This is a genomic window from Centipeda sp. (in: firmicutes), assembly GCF_057271695.1.
This window is the reverse complement of the sequence record NZ_DBHIVL010000025.1, coordinates 1-23,926: the sequence shown is the minus strand read 5'-3', so window position 1 is coordinate 23,926 and position 23,926 is coordinate 1. Positions and strand designations below refer to the sequence as shown.

Here is a 23,926-nt window from a genome sequence, read left to right as displayed (position 1 = left end):
TCCCCCTATTTCCTATCTTCTCACAGCCGCCTCGATTGCGTCGGCAATCTGCGGCAATGGGCATATCTCATCGGCCAGCCCTGCGTCGATGACGGATTTTGGCATTCCGTAGACGACGCAGGTTGCTTCATCCTGCGCAATGCAGTAGCCGCCATTTTCCTTGATTCTGTGCATCCCTTCGCGCCCATCACTGCCCATCCCCGTAAGGATTACGGCAATGACGTCCTTTCCCAGATGTGCCACGGAGTCGTACATCACATTGACTGCCGGTCGGTGATTGCCAACGGGCGGTTCATCGCTGAGTGCAATGCGCCGCACACCGGTCTCATGCAGCACCCGCAGGTGATAATTTCCCGGTGCAATATAGACGCATCCGGGCTCAAGCAGCTCGCCGTCCCGCGCCTCGCGTACGCTCACGCGCGCCACGCTGTGCAGACGACTTGCCAGAGCGTTTGTAAACCCCGCCGGCATATGCTGCACAACGACCACAGGACAGGGAAAGTGCTCGGAAAGCCCCGTGATGACCGTCTGCAATGCCTGCGGTCCGCCTGTCGATGAGCCGATGACGACAATCCTCGAACGGGGCGAGCCTCTGTTCGCGGATACCGTTTTTCGCTTCATTCCATCAGTCATTTTTCACGCGCTCCACCTGAGCCCGCTGCACTTGGAACAGATAGCGGATGATCTTATCCCTCATGCTGCGTGATATCTCCTGAAACTGCACGCCGATGTGATAGATCGGCGTATCATCCTCGCGCTCGATGCGCGTACACCGCATGACGCGGGTCATCACTTCAAGCGTGCCGATTCCTGGAATGTCATTAATCTCCAACGCCGCATCCGACTCCAGTCCTACAGATTTTGGCCACGCAAACGCGAGACCGCTTCCGCTGAGATCCACGACAGGGACGCGTTTGGGGGCATCGATCTTGCCCTCGCTGTCAACCAAACGCACCGTCGCCGTAAGGTTCACCTTGATGCGGAAAAGCCCACGCTTCTGAAAGCACTCCGCGACCTCCGGTATGGAGATGTGCAGCACAGGGATGCGTCCTTCGTGACGTCCGTGACTGCGGTGCACACTGAAAAACCGATAATGACAGCCATCCCCGCCTGCAAGCACATAGAGATTTTCTCCTACACGCGGGATCACGGGAACACGGCGCTCATCAAGGGGCATGGCAACAACGAGTTCGTCACCGACGATGTCCTCAACACGGCTTGTATAGCCGGAGGTCCCTTCCTCGCTGTTTTCAAAGAATATTTCCAGCCTCTGTCCGATAGCTAAAATACTCCTTGCTTGTACCAATTCGCCCGCCATGTGAAATATCCTCCTTGAGAATGCTCAAAACTTAAAAATTTGCTGTAAAAAACCTTTCCATCCGCGTTTCACATTCATTTCTCCACCCGTGAGCAACGACTGTGCCAGTGCGTCAATGCAGCGCGCAGCTGCCGCAGTCGGCTCCGCCTTCAGGAGCGGGGTCTGCTTTCGCACAGCTTTTGTGACCGCCGTATCCTCAAACACATAGCCGAGGCAGTCCACCGGCATATGAAGGAACTTCTCTGCAGCACGCTGAAGTTTTTGTGCCACCTCACGGCTCTCCTTGGCTTCATATACGCGGTTGATAATAAGCCGAAGGTTCTTCTGCGCTGCGTAAATGCTGTACGCCTTCATCACCGCATAGGCATCGGTGAGAGAGGTCGGCTCCGGCGTCGTCACGAGCAGCACCTCGTCGGCCGCAAGGATAAAGTCCATGACGTTGCGCCCAAGACCTGCGCCCGTATCCACGAGAATCAGATCAGCGCGCGTGGCACAATCCGCAAGTTTTTGCTGCAGCAGAAGTTTTTCCGCATGATCGTACTCAAGTGCCTTTTCAATCCCTGAGCCACCTGAAATGTACTGAATATCATGCGAAGTGCGGACAATCACATCGTCCAACGTCACCTCCGGACGAAGGAGATCCAGCAGGTGTTTACGCGAAGCGGCACCGAGCAGAATGTCCACATTCGCCATGCCGAGGTCGGCATCAATGACGAGCACCCGGCGTCCCCTTTTTTGAAGTGCAATCGCAAGGTTGACAGCAAGGTTGGTTTTCCCGACCCCCCCTTTGCCGCTCGTAATTGCGACTACACGTACGTTCGCCCAAGCCTCCGCCTGTGCAGGCGTGACCGGCGAAGCAGCTGACGCGCTCTCAGAGCCGACCATCTGGCGCAGCCGCGTTGCCTGATCTGTCATATCATTTCCTCAATAGCAGCTCTGCCAGCCGATCTGCCGTCGCGGGGAGAATGTCATCCGGCACGCTCTGCCCGTTCGACAGAAACGAGAGCGGCAGTCCGTCTCCCGCGAGCAGATTCACCACCATCCCGATCGTGCGTGTCTCATCCGTCTTGGTAAAGATGATGCGATCCGGCTTGCACGCGGAAAAACGCGTCATAATCTCGGCAACATCCTCTTCCTTCGTCGTTGCACTGACAACGAGATGCTTCTCCATGCGCGGATGCGCTGCAAGCAGTTCCTTCAGCTCTTCCATCTGGAACTCATTGTACTGACTGCGCCCCGCTGTGTCGACAAGGATGAAATCTTTGCTGCGATGCCGTGCAATGGCTTTCTTGAGGTCTGCGGCAGAGTAGACCACTTCCACCGGCAACCCCAAAATCTCGGCATATTTTTTCAGCTGCTCCACCGCCGAAATGCGGTAGGTGTCTGCGGTAATCAGAGCCCCCTTGAGGTTTGCCTCCAAGACAAAATGGGCAGCGACCTTTGCCAGTGTCGTGGTCTTGCCGACCCCCGTTGTCCCAATAAAGGCAACGACACGCGAGCCGTGTGCCCCGAGCTTGAGTCCGTCGGTGAACTTCATCACCTGTCCGAGATAGCCGGACAGCACGCTTACGGCGCGGGGATCAAGGCTGTCGAGATTCACATCGGCAACAGATACCTTCGAGGAGAGATCCTCGCAGAGATCCTCGCGCACCTCCTGACGGCGCAGCGTGTCCTGTATGGTCACGACTTCCTTGGGTTGATTCGCCGCCATCATGGAGGCGAGCATCGTCTTCATCTGTGCAAGCTCATCCTCGAGCAGCCGAATCCGTTCTGCCGATGCGTCGGATTCTTCCTGTCCTCCCACATCTGACATGGCAGAAAAAGCGGGCTGCGCAGCAACAGGTTCTGCTGCGTATGGAGGTTCCGTCGGCACAGTCGGTGCTGCGGACGGCGGTACGGAAGGAGCGACGGGTGTCGGCTGCGATGTCGGATATTCCTGAACAGGATACTCTGCCATATCCTGCGGCAGATAGGCGGACGCATCACCGCCATAGGTGTCGTACGAGGGTTGAACGCTGCCGGCAGGCATCGTCATCGCCGCCTCGCGCACAGAATCGTTCATCCGATACTGATTGAGCACATTGGACGGCAGGATTGGCGCAGCCGGCGGCACGTAGACCGACGGCACATGCGGCACGCGCGCCTGCGTCTCATCGACAGCAGCGGTCACCTCAATCATCTCTGCGCCGCCAAGGACACCGCCCTCACGATATTTTTTTGTATGGAGGAGTACGGCATCGCTTCCGAGCTCATCCTTGATCTGTTCCATTGCTTCTTTCACGGAAGATGCACGCACCGTTCGGACTTGCACTTAGATTCTCACCACCCCAAGGATCTGGATTTCAACATTCTGCTCAATCTCCGCATGGGAGAGGACGATCAGCCCCGCAATTGAGCGTTCGACAAGATTGCGGAAATAGGGCCGCACGGTCGGACTGGTCAGTACAATCGGCTGATAGCCCTGATCGGTCAGTTTCTTCAGCTCCTCCTGCAACGCTACGAGAAGTTTCTGCATCGAGTCAGGGTCAAGGCTGACATAGGAGCCGTGCTCCGTACGCTGTACGCCGCCCGCAATTTTGTTTTCGAGTGCCGGATCGAGTGTAATGCACGGCAGGACACCGTTTTGTACATTCTGCTGGGTAATGTGGCGCGCCATCGCATGGCGCACATACTCCGTCAGGATGTCCGTGTCCTTCGTCGCCGCACCATAGTCGGCAAGCACCTCGAGGATCGTACTCATGTCGCGGATGGAGATGCGTTCATGCAGCAAGTTTGCAAGCACCTTCTGCACCTCGCCCACACTGAGAAGGTTCGGAACGACCTCGTCCACAAGCGCGCCATTGGTCTTTTGCAGATTGTCGAGGAGGTTCTGGGTCTCCTGACGCCCGAGAATTTCGGCAGCGTGCTGTTTGATGATCTCCGTGAGATGCGTCGCGAGCACGGATACGGCATCGACCACGGTGTAGCCGTTCAGCTCCGCCTGCTCGCGCTCGTTCTCCGAGATCCAGAGCGCCGGCAGTCCAAATGCGGGCTCCGTCGTCTCGATGCCCGGCACCTCCTCGAACACCGTCCCCGAGTTCATCGCGAGATAGTGGTCAAGCATCAGCTCGCCGCGCGCAATCTCAATGCCCTTGAGTTTGATGATGTATGCATTCGGCTTGATCTGGATGTTGTCGCGAATGCGGATCGTCGGCACAACGAGGCCGAGCTCAAGTGCACACTGCCGCCGAATCATGACGATGCGGTCGAGGAGATCGCCGCCCTGCCCTGTATCGACAAGGGGGATGAGGCTGTAGCCGATCTCGAGCTCCATCGGGTCGACCTGAAGGAGCGAGACGATATTTTCGGGCGTCGTCGCCTCCTTCTTCGCCTTTGCCTTCTGCTCGACCTGCTGCACCTCCTGCTCCACCGCCTGACCGCGCCTCAGATTCCATGCGATGACGCCGCAGATCACGGCGAGCACCGTGAAGGGAATCCCCGGCAGCCCCGGCATAATGGCAAGAAAGAGCAGCACGCCTGTGAGAATCATGAAAATACGCGCATTGTGGAAGAGCTGCTTGACGAGATCGCCGCCGAGGTTGCCCTCCGCCGCCGAGCGCGTGACGATGATACCGGTCGCCGTCGAGATGAGGAGCGCCGGAATCTGCGCGACAAGTCCCTCACCGACCGTCAGCAAGGTATAGGTCTGAAGTGCCTGCGCCGCACTCATATCGCGCTGCAGCATACCGATGACAAAGCCACCGCCAATATTGATGAGCATGATGACGATTGCGGCAATTGCGTCCCCCTTGACAAACTTTGAAGCACCATCCATTGCCCCGAAGAAGTCGGATTCGCGCTGTACCTTCTCGCGACGTCGCTTTGCCTCCGCGTCTGTGATTGCGCCCTGGTTCAAATCGGCATCGATTGCCATCTGCTTACCGGGCATCGCGTCGAGGGTAAAGCGTGCCGAAACCTCCGCCACGCGTTCCGAACCCTTCGTGATGACGATAAAGTTGACAATGACGAGGATGACGAACACAATGAAGCCGACCACAGCATTGCCGCCGACAACAAAGTTGCCGAATGCAGTAATGACCTCACCGGCATCGCCGTTGAGGAGGATGAGACGCGTCGAGGAGATATTCAGAGCCAAGCGAAAGAGCGTTGTAATGAGGAGAAGCGATGGAAAAACAGACAAATCAAGAGCTTCTACGTTATAGATCGCCGACATCACAACAAGCAGCGCAATCGTAATATTCAGACAGATAAGAATGTCAAGCAGGATCGTCGGCAGCGGAATAATCATCATGATGACGATTGTCACGATAGCAACGGCGATCAGAACATCACTGTATCGTTGTATGAGATTAGCGGATGCAAGGGGATTTACACTGCCGGTCTGCGGTGCTGCCATGCTCTCATCACTCCCTCGTTCCCTTCGGGGGGACGAACGGATTCTTCGTTCCCCTCAATATTATACCAAATATTGCAAGTACGTCAAACACTAATCAAGACTTTTGTCACGGAATAGCCAGTTTTCTGCACAAATCTGCCAAAATACAGGATAAAATCGATGCTGTCTGCTCTCATGCTCCGCGTCGTGCATGTTTGAGTCGATAGACATAGGCGAGCACCTCTGCAACCGCCTGATAGAGCTCCTGCGGCACAGAGTCACCCACCTGGACGACAGCGAACAGCGTGCGTGCAAGCGGCTTGTTCTCAATGATCGGCACACGCGCCTCACGCCCGATCTCCTTGATGCGCTGTGCGACAAGATCCTGCCCCTTTGCAATGACCGTCGGTGCCGTCATGCCCTGTTCGTAGGAAAGTGCCACAGCATAGTGGGTCGGGTTCGTAATGATGACGTCCGCCTTGGGGACTTCCTTCATCATACGCGCCATTGCCATCTGCCGCTGTTTCTGGCGGATCTTTCCCTTGATCTGCGGATCGCCCTCCGTCTGCTTCATCTCGTCCTTGACTTCCTGTTTCGACATCTTGAGATCCTGCGTCGTTTGCCATTTCTGATAGCCATAGTCCAGAAACGACATAATCATGATGACGCCGATGACAACGAACGCCATCCGGAAGATAATCTCCGCAACGAGCGCGAGACTCGTCGTCAGGTCAAAGAACATGAACTGCGGCATCGCAAGGATCTGTTCATGGATGAAGCGGTAGAGGAAGAACCCAATCACAAGGATCTTGAAAAAGGATTTTGCCAGCTCTACAAGCGAACGCTTCGAGAAGATACGTCCGAATCCGTTGATCGGATTCAGCTTGTCCAGTTTGAACTCGATGGACTCCGTATTGAAGTTGAGTCCCACTTGGAAAAAGTTGACCGCAAGCCCGATCAACATGATGAAGATCATGATGGGAAACGCAGTCTTGGCAAGAATGATGACAATACCGATGAAGATGCGGAGGATATTCTCCGTATCCACCGTCTGATTCAGATTGCTGAACACATAGGTTGTATAGGTCGCAATCGTGAAATAGATGGAGTCCCACAGCAGTTTCAGACCGAAGAAGCCGATGAGCAGCACAAACGCGCTGTTGATTTCCTGACTGCGGGCAACCTGCCCCTTCTTGCGTGCGTCGGCACGCTTCTTCGCCGTCGGCTCCTCTGTCTTTTCACCTGCGAACCGCTGAAGGTCAAAGGCGAAGCCGCTTCTATTGGAGAGCGCGTAACGCGAGTGATATATTTCCATACATTTCATGAAACAGCACATCCAAAAACAGGACATAAAACGGAATCACCATCGACAGCACGGTAATGCCAATCATCAGCTGCATTGGTATGCCGACAACGAAAATATTCATCTGCGGCATCGTACGCGCAAGGATGCCCAACCCAACGTTCGTGAGCAGAAGGGCAAAGGTAATTGGCATCGCAATCTTCATCCCCGTGAGAAAGATCCCGTTTGTAAAGTTTGCAATGAGAAGAGCCATCGAGATATTCGGCTCCAATCCTGCAATCGGTACGGTACGGAAGCTCTCCACGAGTGCGGCAAGAATCATATGATGCCCATTGGTAACGAGCAGAATAATGATCGCCAAATTATAAAGAAAACTTCCGATAAGCGGTATCTGCTGACCGGAAGTCGGGTCGACAACATTGACAATGGCAAAGCCCACCTGCATATCCATGACCTTACCCGCCATTGTAATCGCCGCAAAGGAGATATACCCGACAAAGCCGATCAGCCAGCCGATAAAGAGCTCACCGATTGCGGCGGCGGCAAACATGATAATGCTCTCAGGTGCGGCAGGGCTTCCAAGTCCGTCGATAACGGGAAAGAGAAGTACGGCCATGGCAAGTGCAAACCCCACGCGAAAATACGGCGGGATATTCATACTTCCAAAGAACGGGGACACGAGAAAGATACCGCTGATGCGTGTCAGTGAGAGCAAAAATGCCGCAATATGCCCTTGCAGCAGTTCATACAGATCCATGTGCTGCCGCCCCCTCTCAGCGCAGATACAGCGGCAGATTGATAAACACGTTTGATACGTACTCAACCATGATGCGCAGCATCCAAGGGCCAAAGATCAGAATAGCGACAAAGACCGCAATGATCTTCGGGATGAACGCGAGCGTCTGCTCCTGAATCGAGGTGGTCGCCTGAAAAACTGCGACCAAAAGACCCACGATCAGCCCAAGCCCCAGCATGGGAGCAGAGACCAGGAGAACGATCATGAGAGCCTCCTGCGCAAGCTGGATGACCAAATCTCCGGACATCGCCCTGCCTCCCCACTAACGGAAACTCATGATGAGCGACTGGATCAGGAGATGCCAGCCATCCACCATAACAAACAAGAGGATCTTGAACGGCAGGGAGATCATAACCGGCGGCAGCATCATCATACCCATCGACATGAGCGTACTCGCAACGATCATATCGATGACGATGAACGGAATATAGATCATAAACCCGATCTGAAACGCTGTTTTGAGCTCGCTGATGATAAACGCCGGTATCAGCGTGAACGTTGACACATCCTCCGGTCCCTCCGGGCGCGGTGCATCCGATAGGTTGACAAAGAGTGCGAGATCGGATTCCCGCGTCTGGCGGAACATGAACTCACGCATGGGGTCAACAATATTCTCAAGAGCCTGTTCCTGTGAGATCTGTCCCGCAAGATAGGGCTGTATTCCGTTCTCGTTCGCCTGCCCCCAATAGGGTGCCATGATGTAGAACGACAGAAAGAGCGACAGCGCAATGACCACCTGATTCGGCGGTACATTCTGTGTTGAGAGTGCGTTGCGCAGGAATCCGATGACCACAACAATGCGGACAAAGGATGTCGTCATCACAAGAATCGCAGGCGCAAGAGAGACCACCGTAAGTACCGCCAAGAGCTGCATGGTTGTCGCAACTTCCTGCGGATTCTCCGATGTCCCAACATTGAGACTGACCGTCGGGATCAGCGGAGCCGCCCCCGCATGTCCCATTCCCAGCAGCAGGAGGAGCGCCGCACTCCCCAAAACAAGTATTTTGCGCTCCAATCCCGTCCCCCCATTTCTCCCCGTCGCCTTACTTTCGGAAAAGCGGCGGTATCTTTTGAACGAAATTCGACAGTGAGCCGAACTGCTCCTGAAAGACGCCGCCTTCCAACGGCGCCGAAGCACGAATTTCCTCCACAGTTTCCGGATCATCAATCTCCGTAATCAGGTGGATATTCGCGTCCGTCACACCGAGCACAAACACACGCCCAAAGAGCTCCACCACACAGACCGAACGGTTCGGTCCGAGCGGCAGCTGCAGATAGACCTGCCCTCCGCGTGCCGCAAGACGCTGCATGGATTGTTTGCCAAAGGTGCGCGCAACAACATACGCAAGCACAACGACAAATGCAAAGACAGCAAAAAGGCTGACCACATAGGCGACCGTCGACCACCATGACACGGCCGACGGGCGCGGGTCAGCCTCTTCATATCCGGCTAAGTATCCGCCGCCCGTCTCACCTGCGGCAGACACATCTCCTAGGTACACGAAAAACAGGAGACATCCCAGCCACAGGGACAGTAAAAATATTCGTCCGTTCATCAGCCGACGGCTTTGCGAATGGCCTCCAGCACGCGATCCGCCTGGAACGGCTTCACAATGAAGTCACGCGCACCTGCCTGAATCGCCTCGATAACCATCGCCTGCTGTCCCATCGCACTGCACATAACAACCTTCGCTGCGGGGTCGACCTTCTTGATCTCCTTCACAGCGGTGATGCCGTCCATCTCCGGCATCGTAATATCCATCGTCACGAGATCGGGCTTGAGCTCCTGATACTTCTCCAGAGCCTTCATGCCGTTCTCCGCCTCGCCAACGATTTCATAACCGTTCTTCGACAGGATGTCCTTCACCATCATTCGCATAAATGCTGCATCATCGACGACCAGAACGCGAGTTGCCATTTTCTCATCTCTCCTTAATCCGTCAGAACCTCCCTATTTCAAAGGGCATCCAATACGCACATAGGTATGTGCTTTTTCGTTACTCATTATAACGAAATACGCCCTCTGTGACAAGGATTTTCTACACTACTCCCAAAAGTTCCATATTCCTTCCATTACTGGAGACGCGCTGCGCGTTCCAGAGGGCTGACGATCTCCGTGATACGGACACCGAAATTCTCGTCGATGACGACAACTTCGCCCTTCGCCAGATACTTACCGTTGACCATGATGTCAACCGGCTCGCCGGCAAGTTTATCCAGTTCTACGATGGACCCCTTCGTCAGGTCGAGAATATCCTTGATCGACTTCTTCGTGCGGCCAAGTTCGACGTTGACTTGCAGGGGGACATCGAGAATAAGACCGATATTGGCATCGTTGACCTGTACCGGCGTAGAACTCAGCGGCGTGAACTGTGCCGACTGTACCGGTACATTGGACGCGACATGTGGCTGCATAGGAGGTGCTCCATATCCATAGTTTGCAGGTGCAGCAGCTGCAGCCGGAGGTGCAGCCGGTGCCGGCGCAGATGCGGCGGCGGGAGGCGGCGGCGCAGCAGCAGCCGCCACAACAGCTTCTTCCTCGTTGTCGACATCCGCCGACTGATTCATCAGGGCGTCGACCATATCCTTTGCAACATCAACCGGCAGGAGCTGCATGATCTCACTGTCGATGAGACCGTCCACCTCCATGCGGAACGAGGCCTGAATAATGGGATCCACCTTGTCAAGGAGTTTGGAGACGACCTCCTCCGTCCCGAGGTCAATCAACGTAACAACCGGCGGTGTAATATCCACTTTCTTACTAAACATTGAAGAAAGTGAGGTAGCAACACTGCCCATCATCTGGTTCATGCACTCACTGACCGCGCTCATGTGCAGTTCGCTCAGTTCCTGATCGGGATTCGTCCCGTCATTGCCCATCATCAGATCAGCAATGATCGCCGCATCCTTCGCCTGGATGCAGAGGACATTGTTGCCTTCAATTCCTATGCTGTAGCCAACCTCGACCACGAGGAAGGGCAGTGGGTACTTTTCCTTGAGTGTACGCAGGTTGGACACCGAGACTGTCGGCGTCGTAATCGACACCTTGCGTCCAAGGAGGACGGAGAGTGTCGTCGCCGCGCCACCCATCGAGATATTTCCGATTTCCCCGAGTGCATCGCGCTCCAGATCGGAAATACCGGCATCATCACCGGCAGAAGACGAGTCGGCTGCGGCTTCCTCGGCAGGCGGATCGCTCACCGCTCCACCGCTCAGGAGGGCGTCAATCTCCTCCTGCGAGATCATTTCATCACTCATTCGCGTCGTCATCTCCTTCTATAATGCCGGATATCTGCACAGCCATACGTTTCCCGGACGTACCCGGGCGGGCGCGGAACTTCGCATTGGAACCGACGTAACAGATGAGTTCATCCTTCGTCAGCGTATCGAGCTGAAGCACATCATTGAACCCAAGCGTCAGGAACTCATTGATCGTAATATTGACCGAGCCGAGCTCCACAGAGAACGCGACTCTGGTACGCTCGATCTTGCGCTGAAGCTCCGCCACTTGCTCGGGCGAACTCTCCTTATCTACGGAGGATGCCACCCAGAACGAGGTGGTCAGCTTCGACATAACCGGCTCAAGCACCAGGTACGGGATACAGATGTTCATCATGCCGTCCACATCCCCAAGCTTGACATGGATTGTAACAAGCACGACCATGTCGCTGGGCGGAACGATCTGTGCAAACTGCGGATTCGTTTCCATCGACTCGAAGTTCGGACGGAACTCCACCACATTGCTCCACGCTTCCCTGAAATAATTGGTCACCGTATCAATGAAACGGCGCATAACCGCCGTCTCAATATCCGTCAGTGCACGCGACTTGATGCCGGATCTCCCTTCTCCGCCAAAGACGCGGTCAATGTAGGCAAACGCCAGATCCGTGCCAACCTCGATGATAATATTCCCCTTCAGCGGCGGCAACGCGAGTATGCCGATCACCGACGGATTTGCCATGGACTGGACAAATTCCTGATAGGTCAGCTGCTCCACCGACATGACCTCGATCTCGACCATCGTACGCAGACTCGCCGAGAGATAGGTGTTTAACAGACGCGAAAAGCTCTCATGCAGCATGAAGAGCGTGCGTATCTGATCCTTGGAGAATCGATCCGGCCGCTTGAAGTCATAGACCTTGACCTTGCGTTCCTCTTCTTCCGCCTTGACTTCCTCGGCGGAAACCGAGCCATCCGAAAGAGCCGAAAGCAGCTTATCTATTTCGGATTGAGACAGTACGTCCTCAGCCAAGACTCTTCCCCCTTCCCACTATGCAGTGATTCATCTTACTTACTGCAGCAGGAAGCTCGTGATGTAAACATCATAAACAGAGCCCTGACCCAGGCGCTCGTTGAGCGCATCCTTCAGCTGCTTCTTGAGTGCATCCTGCTTGGACGCATCGAACTCCTCGAGCGGCGCAGCACGCAGGAACTGCATCGTCGTGTCGAGGATCTTCGTCTCTGCGACGGATGCGACCTTGCCGTCCACAACATTGTCCTTCTTGCCCGGGTTCAGTTCGAGGACAATGCCAGCCTTCAGGAATTTCCCTGCACGCCCGCCACCGACATTGACGAGGATGCCTTCCTTCGGGTCACCGAGCTTGTAGAACACGCCGGGGTCGTGATGCGTGCCGCCGCCCCCGCCATCTTCTGCATGAGACGGGGATTCCGCCTGCGAGAAAATGTAGTACGAGATGCCGCCGGCTGCCGCCACTGCCACAAGTACCGCCACAACGACCACGACAATCATCATGAGCATGGGCGATTTCTGTTTTGGCTGCTCCGCCGCCTGTTCTTCCTTTTCCTCCGCCATGAGTTTATTCCCTCCCTAAAAATGACCACGAAGCCGCAGCGACTTCACACACAGGCACTCCCTTGCCATGTAGAGGAACACCGTCCCTCCATTATACCAAAGGAATGGGATTTCGCCAACTAATTTTGATGAAGCGCACGGCGATACTTGATCGTGCGCCGCACAATTTCCTCCATCGACTCCTCGACGATCAGCTTTTTCCCATTGGTCAGCGTGATTACGGTATCCGGCGTCTCCTCGATACTCTCGATGATCTCGGCATTGAGGACGAACTCCCCCTTTTTGTTCGTCTTGGAGTTGAACTTCGTCAGCATAATCATGACAGGCTCTCCCTCCGTTCCCTTTCCGTTTTTTTGCGTACAGCAAAATTTACAGACATATGACTACCTGATATACTTTCGCCGTCATCATCACTTTTCCTTTTTTTTAGAGCTATTTTTTCATCATATCCTAAATTTTTCATAAAAAATTAACCGAGCTGCGCCAAAAAATCAAGAGAACGCAGCGGTTGTCCAACGAGTTCCTGCACATGGGCGAGCACGATGGACTCTGCTGCCATCAGCGTTCCGCCGCGCAGCTGCAAAGGCGCGGGGTTCGTCCAATCGAGCTGTTCGAGCGCGACGAGGAGCAGCCGCAGTTCCTCCGAAAAATCTGTGACATCTGCCGTGCAGCAGTCCGCACAGAGAGCTCCTCCCTCGCGTGCGTGAAAAAAGGCATCGCCCGCAATCGTCACGCCGCAGTGAAGACAGCTCGCGTAACTCTGTCCGAGCCCCGCCGCCGCGAGTGTCTGAAGCACGGCAGCGAGTGCTGTCACGCGCGGATTACGTGTCTCGAACGCCGTGAGGATCGCCGCAATCTTGTCAAAGAACGCCGCATCCGCCACCCCCTCGGGCAGCAGTGCACGAACGACCTCCGCCACGAACGTTGCATAGGCGAGTGCCGTGAGGTCGAGCGAGAGTTTTGCATGGTGGGCACGCACGCTCGCACTCTTGACCGTTTCAAGCCGGCCGCCCTCAGCGAATTGGAGATCGGCATGAACGAACATCTGCATCGCTCCCGCGAGGGGACTGCGCGGCCGACGGCATCCGAATGCGGCGGCGCGCAGGAGCCCGCGCTCGCGCGTGAAGATCGTCACCACCTTGTCCGCCTCACCCCAGCTGCGCGTGCCGAGCACAATGCCCTCCGCTCCGTAGAGTGCCATCTACGACGCTGCCCCCTGTGCATTGTCGGGAGAAGTATCTGCTGACTTGTCTTTCGCTGTCTTCTTTTTCACCTCGTCGAGCGGCATCACCGCACCCGCCGTCAGCATATACTGCAGAGCCTCCTCCTTCGGGATGTCGATTGTCACAGCATCCTCCTCCCGAACGAGCAGCGTCGTCCCCGAAGTCATATTGAGACTCCACGGGACAAAAACGCAGACGTAGCCGCCGCCCATCGCCGCCTGAAAGCGCGGCGGCAGATCCGCCATCACGAAACCGAGCGCACGCCCGCCCTGATAGGGTACATGGACGACGCGCTTGAAGTTGCTGCTCGAGTCGAGCACTGCCTCTGAGAGGCGCTTGACACTCGTGTAGATGAACTTCACGAACGGGATCGTCCCGATCAGCGTCTCACCGAGCGAGATAATCTTTGCGAGTGCCCAGTTTGTCGACGCCCAGCCGACAACGTAGATCACGAAGACGAGCGTGATGATGCCCATGCCGGGGAAATAAAAGGGCAGATACTGTCCAAGTACTCCTTCGGTAAACCGCAGCGTCCACTCGATGACGAGCAGGGTGATGATGACGGGCACGAGAACGAGCAGCCCGTTGACAAAGCGGCGTGACATGCGATTCATCTCCCGCTGGTACATCCGATCAAACGTCGGCGTCATGACCGCCGTTTCTTCAATCGGTTTCATAAAACCCAAACTCCCGCAGGGCAGTTGCCCGATTGCGCCAATCCTTGCGCGTCTTGACCCAGAGGTCGAGGTAGACCTTTGCCCCGAGCAGTGTCTCCACATCGGAACGCGCCTGTGCACCGATTGTCCGCAGGAGTGCCCCCTTTGCGCCGATGACAATGCCCTTCTGCGACTCGCGTTCGACATAGATCACGGCGCGGATATAGACATCGCCCTTTTGCCGCGTCGTCATCTCCTCAATATCGACCGCGACCGCATGCGGGATCTCGTCACGCGTCAGCGCGAGCACCTTCTCGCGCACGAGTTCCGCGACGATCAGACGCTCCGGCTGATCCGTCACCATGTCAGCAGGGTAGTACTGCGGCCCCTCTGACAGGTGCTTCTTGATCTCCGCAAGGAGCCCCTCCAGATTCTCCCCCTCGCGTGCCGAGATGGGCACAATGCCCGCAAAATCATACACCTTCGCGTAGCTTTCGATGATGGGCAGGCTCTGCTGCCGCGGGATGCAGTCCACCTTGTTCACCGCGAGCAGGACGGGCACGCGGACATTTGCGAGCTGTTTCAGGATATACTGCTCCCCCGCCCCCATCTTCTCCGTCACATCCACGACAAAAATGACGACATCGACACCGTGAAGTGCCCCCTCTGTCGCCTTTGCCATATAGTCACCGAGCTTGTGCTTCGGCTTGTGTACCCCCGGCGTGTCGAGGAAGATGATCTGCGCGTCCTCCTCCGTCAGGATGCAGAGGATGCGGCTGCGCGTCGTCTGCGGCTTGTCGCTCATAATGGCGATCTTCTGCCCGATCAGCGCGTTAATCAAGGTGGATTTGCCGACATTCGGCCGCCCGATTACCGCGGCAAATCCGGATTTATGTGCATTCATCGTGTGATCCCCAGCTCCTCCATCACGGCGCGCTGCTCCTCCTCCATCTCCTGCCGCTCCTGCTCCTCCATGTGGTCGTAGCCGAGGAGGTGCAGCATCCCGTGCACCGTGAGAAAGGAGAGCTCGCGCAGCTCCGAATGCCCGTACTCTTCCGCCTGTGCACGCATCCGCTCCAGCGAAATGACGAGATCGCCGAGCACTTCATGCGCCTCTCCCCCGACGATCTCGGGTTCCTCACTCTCCGTGAGCGCAAAGGAAAGCACGTCCGTCGGACGGTCGACAGCGCGATAGGTACGGTTTAGTTCATGGATATGCGCATCGTCCGTCAGCGTCACGCTCACCTCGGCATCCTCCGCACCGTAGAGCCGTCCAACCGTCAAAATCGCATGGCGCACCGCCGCCGTCTGCTCCTCGGATACCGCCAGTTCCTTCGGTTCCATCCGAATCTCAATCTCCATGTGTGCGCCCCCGCTTCTTTTCCCACGCACCGTACGCCTCGACAATACGCGTCACGACCTCATGACGGATGATGTCGACCGGTTCGAGGCGCACAATGCCGATCCCCTTCACTCCACGCAGGATCTGGCACGCCTGCTTGAGCCCCGACACCGTTCCGCGCGGCAGATCGACCTGTTCCAGATCGCCCGTCACGACCATGCGCGAGCCAAAGCCGAGGCGCGTGAGGAACATCTTCATCTGCGCCCCTGTCGTGTTCTGCGCCTCATCGAGGATGATGAACGCATCCTCGAGCGTTCGCCCGCGAATGTACGCGAGCGGCGCGACCTCGATGAGCTGGCGGCTCATCATCTTCTGATAGGCCTCCGCGCCGAGGATGTCTTGCAGGGCATCGTAGAGCGGACGCAGATACGGGTTGATCTTTTCCGTGAGGTCGCCCGGGAGAAAACCCAGATGCTCGCCCGCCTCGACAGCGGGGCGCGTGAGAATGATACGGCCGACCTCGCGGTTGCGGAGTGCCGCGACCGCCATCACGACCGCAAGGTACGTCTTGCCCGTACCTGCAGGGCCGACGCCGAGCGTCACGGCATTGCGGCGGATCTTCGCGAGGTAGTCGCGCTGCCCGAGCGTCTTCGCGCGCACTTCCTTGCCCTTTGCCGTCACGAGCAGCACCTCGGCAAAGAGCGCGTGCAGCTCCTCCGCCTGCCCCGCGCGCACGAGCTGTGCACCATAGGTTACCTCATGCGTGGTCAGCTTCGCGCCCTGCCGCTGATAAAAGAGCAGTTCCCGCACGAGCGTCCGCACATCGGCGACATCCGCCTCCGCACCTGTCACAGAAAGCGCATTTCCACGGCTCACCATGCGGCAGGCAAAGACCTCCTGCATACATTGGAGCAGCGTATCGCGCTCCCCAAGGATCGCTGCCGCCTCGTGCATATCCCGAAACGCAATCGTATCCGTCGTCTCCTGCAAGGACAAACCTCCTATTGTTTCAGTCTCATCGTATCATTACGGTTTCATCAGCCGCGCCCCAATGCACGCAGCACATTCGGCGTCAGGATTGCCCCAATGACAAGCAGGACACCGACAATCTGCATCGCAACAAAATGTGTGTCAAAGATCAGCCACGCAAAGAGGACACTCGCCACAGGCTCGATCGTCGCCGTAATCGCCGTCTCCTCGGGACTGAGCCGGCGCAGCCCCAGATTGAACGCAAAAAAAGCGACAATCGTTCCAAGCCCGATAATGACGAGGAGATCAAGCCACGTCTGCGCCGTGAAAAAGCTACCCACATCCACAATCACCTGCGTCATGGGCAGGAGAGCAATGCCGCCGATCAGCATGCAGACAGCAAGCAGAAAGAAACGGTCAAAGAGACGCAGGAGATGAACGGGGTAAATCATGGCAAAGGTAAAGGTCGCCCCCGAGATAAGACTCCACACAATGCACGCCATCGGCACGGAGAGCCGCCCGACGTCCCCGCCCGTTACGAGCAGAAACACCCCCGCGACCGCGACGACAACCGTCCCCGTCTCCGCTGCCGACGGCAGCCGCCGCCATCGCACAGCAAGATAGAGGATCATCATCGCAGGGCTCGTATAGCCGATGACCGTGGTCGCCGCTGCATCCCCCTCCGCAATCCCCATAAAATAGGAAAACTGGACAATCATGATGCCGAGAATGCCATGAATCGACAGCTGCGCCAAGAGGCGAGGATTTCGCCGCAGAGAGCGCACACCGCGCCGAAGCCCCCCGCTCCACCACGCGAGCAGGAAAAAGAGTGCGCTCGAAAGGAAGAGGCGCACCTGCGTCAGCTCGATGGGTATGTGCACGGACTGTGTGTAGAAATGCTGCGCCGCCGTCCCGCTCGCCGCCCACATCGTCCCTGCGAGGAGCACAAGCAGGACGGCGGAGAAATGCGACATTTACGCCTCTCCCTGCTCCCGCTTCACGACCTCCACGATCGCGCCGCAGACCTCCTCGAGCTGCGCCTGATCGCTGCCCTCCGCCATCACGCGGATGAGCGGCTCCGTGCCCGAGGGGCGCACGAGCACACGCCCGTCGCCGCCGAGCACGCGCTCGCCCTCTGCAATGGCAGCACGGATCGCCTCATTTTCCTCCCAGCCATGCTTGGTCTTGACGCGCACATTGACCAGCAGCTGCGGATAGGTCGTCATCATCGCGTTCAGCTCCGATGCCTTCTTCCCACTCCGACGCAGTGCGGCAAGCACCTGCAGTGCCGTGATGAGCCCGTCGCCCGTCGTCGCGTGCTCGGCAAAGATGATGTGCCCCGACTGCTCGCCGCCGATCGTATAGCCATTGGCACGCATGGACTCGAGCACATAGCGGTCGCCGACCGCCGTCACCTCGACGCGCCCGCCGAGCTCTGCGATCGCCTTGTGGAATCCGATGTTCGCCATCACCGTTGTCACAACGGTTTTGTGTGGCAACCGCCCCGCATGGATCATCTCTGAGGCACACGCGACGAGGATGTGGTCGCCGTCGATCAGCTCGCCTTTTTCATCGAGGCAGAGGCAGCGATCGGCATCTCCGTCATGCGCGATACCGATATCCGCACCGCGCTCGAGCACCGTGCGGCGCAGCGAGTCCAGATGCGTCGAGCCGCAACCGTCGTTGATATTCACACCATTCGGCAGTGCGTGGATCACCTTGACCTCCGCACCGAGACGGCGGAGCACCTTCGGCATCGCCTCATAGGCGGCGCCGTTCGCGCAGTCGAGCACGATCTTCATCCCGTCGAACCGTTCCTGACAGGTGCTGACCACATAGTCGATGTACTGGTTCAGGAGATCGTCGCGGTACTCCACGACACCAATCGCCTTGCCCGTTGGACGCGCGGCATCGTCATTCGTCTGCAGACGGCGCACGAGCGTCTCAAGCTCATCCTCCACCGCGTCCGGCAGCTTGTAGCCGTCCCCGCCAAAAAACTTGATCCCGTTATCCGGAAACGGATTGTGCGAGGCGGAGATCACAATACCCGCCTGCATGCGATGCTCGCGCGCAAGATACGCGACCGCAGGGGTCGGAACAACGCCCGCGAGGAGTGCAATGCCGCCCGCCGAGCAAATCCCCGTCGTCAGAGCCGCCGCGAACATCTCGCCCGAGATGCGCGTGTCGCGACCGATCAGAATGCGCGGGCGCACCTCCGAATGTGCACCGAAATAGAGCGTCGCCGCACGTCCGAGATGATATGCCAGCTCCGGTGTCAGCTCCGTATTTGCCTCGCCGCGTACGCCATCCGTCCCAAAAAGTCTCATCATAAACAGCCCCCTGCTTATTGTATTGTATTATCCCTATAATCTACTGTATCTTATCCAAAAATGCAAGTGCCGCTTTCAGCCCGTCGAGAGCCGCACTCATAATGCCGCCCGCATAGCCCGCGCCCTCGCCGATCGGATACAGCCCGGCTGCCGAGACTGCTTCCATCGTCATAGCGTCGCGTACGATGCGGCACGGTGCAGACGAGCGTGACTCCACGCCCGTCATCGGCACATCTGCCGCACCAAAGCCGGACACGCGCCCCTCCCAGAACTGAAGCGCACGCGCGAGCGACTCCGTACACATCTCCGGCAGAACCGTGCGCAGATCGGCAGCGCGTACACCGGGTGCATACGTCGGCGTGACGGCAAAGTCCCGCGTCCCCGTTTTCCCCGTAAGAAAATCTCCGACGGACTGCACAGGTGCACGATAGTCGCCGCCGCCCACACGAAACGCACGCTCCTCCATCGCCCGCTGAAATGCAATGCCGCCGAACACCGATCCGCCCCAGTCTGCAGGGCTCACCTGCACGAGCAGGGCACTGTTCGCCACACCCGAGTTTCGCCGATAGTTGCTCATTCCGTTTGTCACAAGCCGCTCCGCCTCCGATGCCGCCGCGACCACCATGCCGCCGGGGCACATACAGAACGAGTAGACACCGCGCCCGCCCGCCTCGTCGCGGTACGTCATCGCATAGTCCGCGACGGGCAGATGCGGACTGCCCGCCGCCGCGCCGTACCGCATAGCGTCGATAAACTCCTGTGTATGCTCGATGCGCACACCGACTGCAAATGCCTTTGCCTCCATATGGACACCCACGGCATCCAGCATCGCATAGGTATCACGTGCCGAGTGCCCAATGCCGAGGAATACGGCGAAGGCGGGAATACGCTCCGCATCGTTCACCACGACCGCAGCAATGCGTCCAGCGTGCAGCTCTACGCCCGTCACCGGCGCACCGAAACGCACCTCGCCACCCATGCGGATAATGGCACGGCGCAAATTTTTCACCACATCCCGCAGAATATCCGTCCCAATGTGAGGCTTCTGCAAAGAACGAATTTCCTCGGGCGCACCCGCCGCAATGAACGCCTCGATGATCTCGTGCATGCGCGTATCGTTCGAGCGCGCCGTCAGTTTCCCATCCGAAAACGTCCCTGCACCGCCCTCGCCGAACTGCACATTCGAGGCAGGATCAAGGACGCCCGTCTGCCAAAAGTGCGCGACATCCTCCGTGCGCCGATCCACATCCTGCCCGCGCTCCAAGACAAGCGGTGCAAGCCCCGCACGTGCGAGTACCCACGCGGCGAAGATGCCCGCAGGACCGAAACCGACCACCACGGGACGGTGCGTGCACAGTGCCCCCACAGTGGGGATCTCCATCGGCACAAATGACGGCGCGACGGCAACATCCTTGTCCCGGCGAAATTGTGCCAGCACAGCACGCTCCTTTTCGAGCACGACATCCAGCACGTAGACCCAAACGATCGGTGCACCGTTCCTGCGCCGCGCATCCAGTGCCTTATGAACAACAAACACCCCGTGCACAGCACAGGGTGATGTCTTGAGACGCGCCGCCGCAAGTTCTGCAAGCGGACGCGCCGTATCATAGGGAACGCGCAGATTTTTCACACGAATCATGGCAGTGCTCCCACCTTGATCTCCACCGTCACATTGGGATCCGTCACCGTCACCCCCTTGGGCAGTTGGAGACGCACCTCCCGCTTCTCCGTCGCCCGCACATCCGCAAGCGAGAACTCCTCCGTCCCGATCATGCTGATCTTACTGATCACATCTTCCGCCCCCGCGATCTCAATGCGTGCCGGTGTCACCGTCACGCCTTCAAGCTTCAAGTTCGGCGCGAGATCGCTGCGCGGATGCGGCTGCACCGCGACCACCTTGCGCGTGAGACCGCGTGCCAGCTTCACCGTCACCGCGGTCGAGGAGGGTACAAGTGTGACCCCCACCACCTCACGCCCATCCGTGTTCAGCGCGATGAACGACGTCTGTGCGATATCGTCGCTCGACTGTCCGCTCAGATTGATGCGCCCCACAACGTGCACGACCTGATCCACCAGGCTGCGCGGCCCCTGTACCTTCACCGCTTCGTCCGCCTGTATCACCTTGTCCACCGTGTATCCCGACGCAGGTGCACCGCCGATCGTCAGTGATGCCTTCAGCGTCTTTTCAATCATGCGGTCAAGGTTGATCGTCATTTTATCGGGAGAAATACTCACAAGCTCAAACCCATACGGAACCGATGCCTCCACCGTATAGGCACGTTCGCCCTCCGCGAAGTCTGCAAGGTTCACACGCGCATGAAAATCCGAGGCATCCGCCGAAACAAAGAGGGAGCGCGGTCCGCGTACACGGATCGTCACCTTATCCGTATCGCTGCTCAGCTGGTATCCCTCCGGCGCATTCTCAATCGTCACAGGCACTGGAAATCCGCCGTCGATTGCAGGATTCTGATCGTTCATCACATAGAGCCAAAGTACAACCGCCACAATGAGCGCCGCAATCTTCACGGGCAGATTGTGCTGCACCACACCCCGAAGCCTTGTCATCATTTCTTCCTCCAGCTCCGAACGAGTTCCCAAATGGACGAGCGCGAACTGTACGCAAACGCAGGTGAGAGAATATGGGTCAGCTGATCGCCGTCCAGATGACGGTGAATGCGCCCGTTCTCCGCAATCGAGATCGTCCCCGTCTCCTCACTCACCACCACGACGAGCGCATCGCATTGCTCTGAGAGCCCGATCGCCGCGCGGTGACGCGTGCCGAGCTCCGTCGACAGGCTGCGGTTCTCCGTCAGCGGCAGGAGGCAGCCCGCCGCAATCAGACGCTTGCCGCGAATCACCGCCGCACCGTCATGCAGCGGCGTATTCGGGATGAACACATTCATGAGGAAGTCCGACGTGATGAGCCCGTCAATCTGGATGCCCGTCGCACTGATATCGTTGAGCCCCATGTCGCGCTCGATGACGAGCAGCGCGCCGATCTTGTTCGCCGAGAGAATCTTGACTGCATTGCGGATCTCGCGGATCGTGCTCTGCGCCTCCTCGTCGTCGAGGAGACCACCCGCACGGAAAAAACGCCCCTGACCGAGATGCTCGAGTGCACGTCGCAGTTCCGGCTGGAACACGATTGGCAACGCAACAAAGAGCAGGGTCACGGACTTTTGGAGCAGCCATGAGATCACGTGCAGTTCAAAATAGCTCGCCACCACCGTGATGCCGAGGAGCACGAGAATCCCCTTTGCGAGCGTGATCGCACGCGTATCCTCGAGCATGACATAGACGCGGTAGAGCAGGAACGCCACAATCAGAATATCAACGATGTCGAGCAGCGTGATGGTCGACAGAATGCCGCGAAACTGTGTCGGCATCGTAAAATCAAGCGGCATAAGAACCCCCATGGAAACGATTTCCTTACGTCTTTTCCCTCATACATCCCCGACGGCAATGCACACGCACTGCCATTTATAGTTAGAATTTCTCTCTGAATATCGAAAATCCTTGTGACCTGACCCTCTCTTTCAAAAAAATTTCGCCCCCTCGACGAAAGACTTCCAAATGTATTGGGAACGCCTTCGTAAAGGGAGCGAAATTGGAAGCATCAGCAGATCTTGCGAATCCAGCCCTCAGGAGCCTCGACCGTGCCGAGCTGAATGCCACGCAGCGTGTCATAGAGTTTTTGCAGAACGGTCCCCATATGCTCCATCCCGCTCGGGAAGGAAATCACCTCGTCGCCATGCGTCACCGAGCCGACGGGGGAGATCACCGCAGCGGTTCCGCACAGGCCGCACTCGGCAAACTCCGGAAGCTCCGCGAACGCGATGGGACGCTCCTCCACCTTCATACCAAGGAGGTGCTCGGCGATGTAGACGAGCGAGCGGCGCGTGATTGACGGCAGGATCGAATCGGATTTCGGTGTCACGACCACGCCATCCTTCGTCACAAACAGGAAGTTCGCACCGCCCGTCTCCTCGACATAGGTGCGAGTCGCCGCGTCAAGGAACATATTCTCATCGAAACCCGCCGCATGTGCCGTCATATAGGCATGCAGACTCATCGCATAGTTCAGCCCCGCCTTGATGTGCCCCGTGCCGTGCGGTGCGGCACGGTCAAAGTCGCTCACGCAGAGCCGCACAGGCTTCGCGCCGCCCTTGAAGTAGGGGCCGACCGGCGTGGCAAAGAGACGGAACTGGTACGCATCCGCCGGCTTTACCCCGATTACCTTACCTGTCGCGAAGATGAGCGGGCGCAGATAGAGCGAGGCATCCGAGCCGTAGGGCGGAACGTAGTCACGATTCGCCGCAACCACCGCGTCCACCGCCTCGATGAAACGCTCCTGCGGAAACGAAGGCATCTCAAGATACGCCGCCGAATGATACATACGCTCCGCGTTGAGATTGGGGCGAAACGTCACAATATCACCGTTCACCGTCTCATACGCCTTCAGCCCCTCAAAGACCTCCTGGCAGTAGTGCAGGATGCCGGCACACTCACTGAGCGTCACCGTCGCCTCGGATGTCAATCCGCCTGCGGCCCATGTGCCGTCCGCATAGTTCGATACATAGCGCTGCGGCAGCGCACGATACGCAAACCCCAGATTTCCCCAGTCAATATCCGCCTTTGCCATAATATGCCCTCTTTTCAAATACAGATTTTCCCTATCATAGTACGATGGAGGGATGTTGTCAATGTCACGAAGGAGGCGAACGCAAGTCATACCGGTATATTTACGGAAGCACTGATAAATTCAGCGCCGCCATCTTGACGCATCTTTTTTGCCCGCACT

26 protein-coding genes are annotated in these 23,926 nt (G+C 57.4%); all 26 read right to left on the bottom strand.

What is annotated here, in order from left to right:
* Positions 1-12: 12 nt before the first annotated feature.
* The gene (locus ACO6BQ_RS05540) at positions 13-633 is read right to left on the bottom strand and encodes a CheB methylesterase domain-containing protein (RefSeq protein ID WP_489119916.1); all 621 of its coding nucleotides are present in this window, start codon (positions 631-633) and stop codon (positions 13-15) included.
* The gene (locus ACO6BQ_RS05535; RefSeq protein ID WP_489119915.1) at positions 626-1,318 is read right to left on the bottom strand and encodes a flagellar brake protein; all 693 of its coding nucleotides are present in this window, start codon (positions 1,316-1,318) and stop codon (positions 626-628) included. The genes ACO6BQ_RS05540 and ACO6BQ_RS05535 overlap by 8 nt, the downstream gene beginning before the upstream one ends.
* 24 nt (positions 1,319-1,342) lie before the next feature.
* On the bottom strand, positions 1,343-2,233 hold the full coding sequence (locus ACO6BQ_RS05530; protein WP_489119914.1) for a MinD/ParA family protein: 891 nt from the start codon (positions 2,231-2,233) through the stop codon (positions 1,343-1,345).
* Position 2,234: 1 nt separating this feature from the next.
* Positions 2,235-3,629, bottom strand: coding sequence for a flagellar biosynthesis GTPase FlhF (gene flhF / locus ACO6BQ_RS05525; protein WP_489119913.1), 1,395 nt, complete (start codon positions 3,627-3,629; stop codon positions 2,235-2,237).
* Positions 3,630-5,714, bottom strand: a complete 2,085-nt coding sequence (flhA, locus tag ACO6BQ_RS05520; protein WP_489119912.1) for a flagellar biosynthesis protein FlhA — start codon at positions 5,712-5,714, stop codon at positions 3,630-3,632. It abuts the gene before it with no gap.
* Between the two features lie 172 nt (positions 5,715-5,886).
* The gene (gene flhB, locus ACO6BQ_RS05515; RefSeq protein ID WP_489119926.1) at positions 5,887-7,008 is read right to left on the bottom strand and encodes a flagellar biosynthesis protein FlhB; all 1,122 of its coding nucleotides are present in this window, start codon (positions 7,006-7,008) and stop codon (positions 5,887-5,889) included.
* Entirely contained in the window at positions 6,971-7,753 is a 783-nt protein-coding gene (gene fliR, locus ACO6BQ_RS05510) for a flagellar biosynthetic protein FliR (protein WP_489119911.1), read from the bottom strand. Before fliR ends, flhB begins: the two co-directional genes overlap by 38 nt.
* A gap of 16 nt (positions 7,754-7,769) precedes the next feature.
* Positions 7,770-8,039 (bottom strand): flagellar biosynthesis protein FliQ, encoded by a 270-nt coding sequence (fliQ, locus tag ACO6BQ_RS05505; RefSeq protein WP_489119910.1) that lies wholly within the window; start codon positions 8,037-8,039, stop codon positions 7,770-7,772.
* A gap of 15 nt (positions 8,040-8,054) precedes the next feature.
* The gene (gene fliP, locus ACO6BQ_RS05500) at positions 8,055-8,807 is read right to left on the bottom strand and encodes a flagellar type III secretion system pore protein FliP (protein ID WP_489119909.1); all 753 of its coding nucleotides are present in this window, start codon (positions 8,805-8,807) and stop codon (positions 8,055-8,057) included.
* 28 nt (positions 8,808-8,835) lie between these two features.
* Positions 8,836-9,348, bottom strand: a complete 513-nt coding sequence (locus ACO6BQ_RS05495) for a FliO/MopB family protein (protein ID WP_489119908.1) — start codon at positions 9,346-9,348, stop codon at positions 8,836-8,838.
* On the bottom strand, positions 9,348-9,710 hold the full coding sequence (locus ACO6BQ_RS05490) for a response regulator (RefSeq protein ID WP_006692844.1): 363 nt from the start codon (positions 9,708-9,710) through the stop codon (positions 9,348-9,350). Before ACO6BQ_RS05490 ends, ACO6BQ_RS05495 begins: the two co-directional genes overlap by 1 nt.
* A 155-nt stretch (positions 9,711-9,865) precedes the next feature.
* Entirely contained in the window at positions 9,866-11,050 is a 1,185-nt protein-coding gene (gene fliY, locus ACO6BQ_RS05485; RefSeq protein WP_489119907.1) for a flagellar motor switch phosphatase FliY, read from the bottom strand.
* A complete protein-coding gene (gene fliM / locus ACO6BQ_RS05480; RefSeq protein ID WP_489119906.1) occupies positions 11,043-12,044 on the bottom strand; it encodes a flagellar motor switch protein FliM in 1,002 nt (333 codons plus the stop codon). The genes fliY and fliM overlap by 8 nt, the downstream gene beginning before the upstream one ends.
* A gap of 39 nt (positions 12,045-12,083) precedes the next feature.
* Positions 12,084-12,605, bottom strand: a complete 522-nt coding sequence (locus ACO6BQ_RS05475) for a flagellar basal body-associated FliL family protein (protein ID WP_489119905.1) — start codon at positions 12,603-12,605, stop codon at positions 12,084-12,086.
* A 119-nt stretch (positions 12,606-12,724) separates the two neighbouring features.
* The gene (locus ACO6BQ_RS05470; RefSeq protein WP_489119904.1) at positions 12,725-12,925 is read right to left on the bottom strand and encodes a flagellar FlbD family protein; all 201 of its coding nucleotides are present in this window, start codon (positions 12,923-12,925) and stop codon (positions 12,725-12,727) included.
* 149 nt (positions 12,926-13,074) lie between these two features.
* A complete protein-coding gene (recO, locus tag ACO6BQ_RS05465) occupies positions 13,075-13,806 on the bottom strand; it encodes a DNA repair protein RecO (protein WP_489119903.1) in 732 nt (243 codons plus the stop codon).
* On the bottom strand, positions 13,807-14,478 hold the full coding sequence (locus ACO6BQ_RS05460) for a DUF502 domain-containing protein (protein ID WP_489119925.1): 672 nt from the start codon (positions 14,476-14,478) through the stop codon (positions 13,807-13,809).
* Positions 14,479-14,491: 13 nt separating this feature from the next.
* Positions 14,492-15,388, bottom strand: coding sequence for a GTPase Era (gene era / locus ACO6BQ_RS05455; protein ID WP_489119902.1), 897 nt, complete (start codon positions 15,386-15,388; stop codon positions 14,492-14,494).
* A complete protein-coding gene (ybeY, locus tag ACO6BQ_RS05450; protein ID WP_489119901.1) occupies positions 15,385-15,846 on the bottom strand; it encodes an rRNA maturation RNase YbeY in 462 nt (153 codons plus the stop codon). The genes era and ybeY overlap by 4 nt, the downstream gene beginning before the upstream one ends.
* Positions 15,836-16,816, bottom strand: a complete 981-nt coding sequence (locus ACO6BQ_RS05445) for a PhoH family protein (protein WP_489119900.1) — start codon at positions 16,814-16,816, stop codon at positions 15,836-15,838. The genes ybeY and ACO6BQ_RS05445 overlap by 11 nt, the downstream gene beginning before the upstream one ends.
* Before the next feature lie 47 nt (positions 16,817-16,863).
* On the bottom strand, positions 16,864-17,769 hold the full coding sequence (locus tag ACO6BQ_RS05440; RefSeq protein WP_489119899.1) for a DMT family transporter: 906 nt from the start codon (positions 17,767-17,769) through the stop codon (positions 16,864-16,866).
* Positions 17,770-19,125 (bottom strand): phosphoglucosamine mutase, encoded by a 1,356-nt coding sequence (gene glmM, locus ACO6BQ_RS05435; protein ID WP_489119898.1) that lies wholly within the window; start codon positions 19,123-19,125, stop codon positions 17,770-17,772.
* Positions 19,126-19,165: 40 nt separating this feature from the next.
* The gene (locus tag ACO6BQ_RS05430) at positions 19,166-20,764 is read right to left on the bottom strand and encodes an NAD(P)/FAD-dependent oxidoreductase (protein WP_489119897.1); all 1,599 of its coding nucleotides are present in this window, start codon (positions 20,762-20,764) and stop codon (positions 19,166-19,168) included.
* Positions 20,761-21,693, bottom strand: coding sequence for a CdaR family protein (locus tag ACO6BQ_RS05425; protein ID WP_489119896.1), 933 nt, complete (start codon positions 21,691-21,693; stop codon positions 20,761-20,763). Before ACO6BQ_RS05425 ends, ACO6BQ_RS05430 begins: the two co-directional genes overlap by 4 nt.
* Positions 21,690-22,529 (bottom strand): diadenylate cyclase CdaA, encoded by an 840-nt coding sequence (cdaA, locus tag ACO6BQ_RS05420; protein WP_489119924.1) that lies wholly within the window; start codon positions 22,527-22,529, stop codon positions 21,690-21,692. The genes ACO6BQ_RS05425 and cdaA overlap by 4 nt, the downstream gene beginning before the upstream one ends.
* Before the next feature lie 212 nt (positions 22,530-22,741).
* The gene (locus ACO6BQ_RS05415) at positions 22,742-23,767 is read right to left on the bottom strand and encodes a branched-chain amino acid aminotransferase (protein WP_489119895.1); all 1,026 of its coding nucleotides are present in this window, start codon (positions 23,765-23,767) and stop codon (positions 22,742-22,744) included.
* Positions 23,768-23,926: the final 159 nt, after the last annotated feature.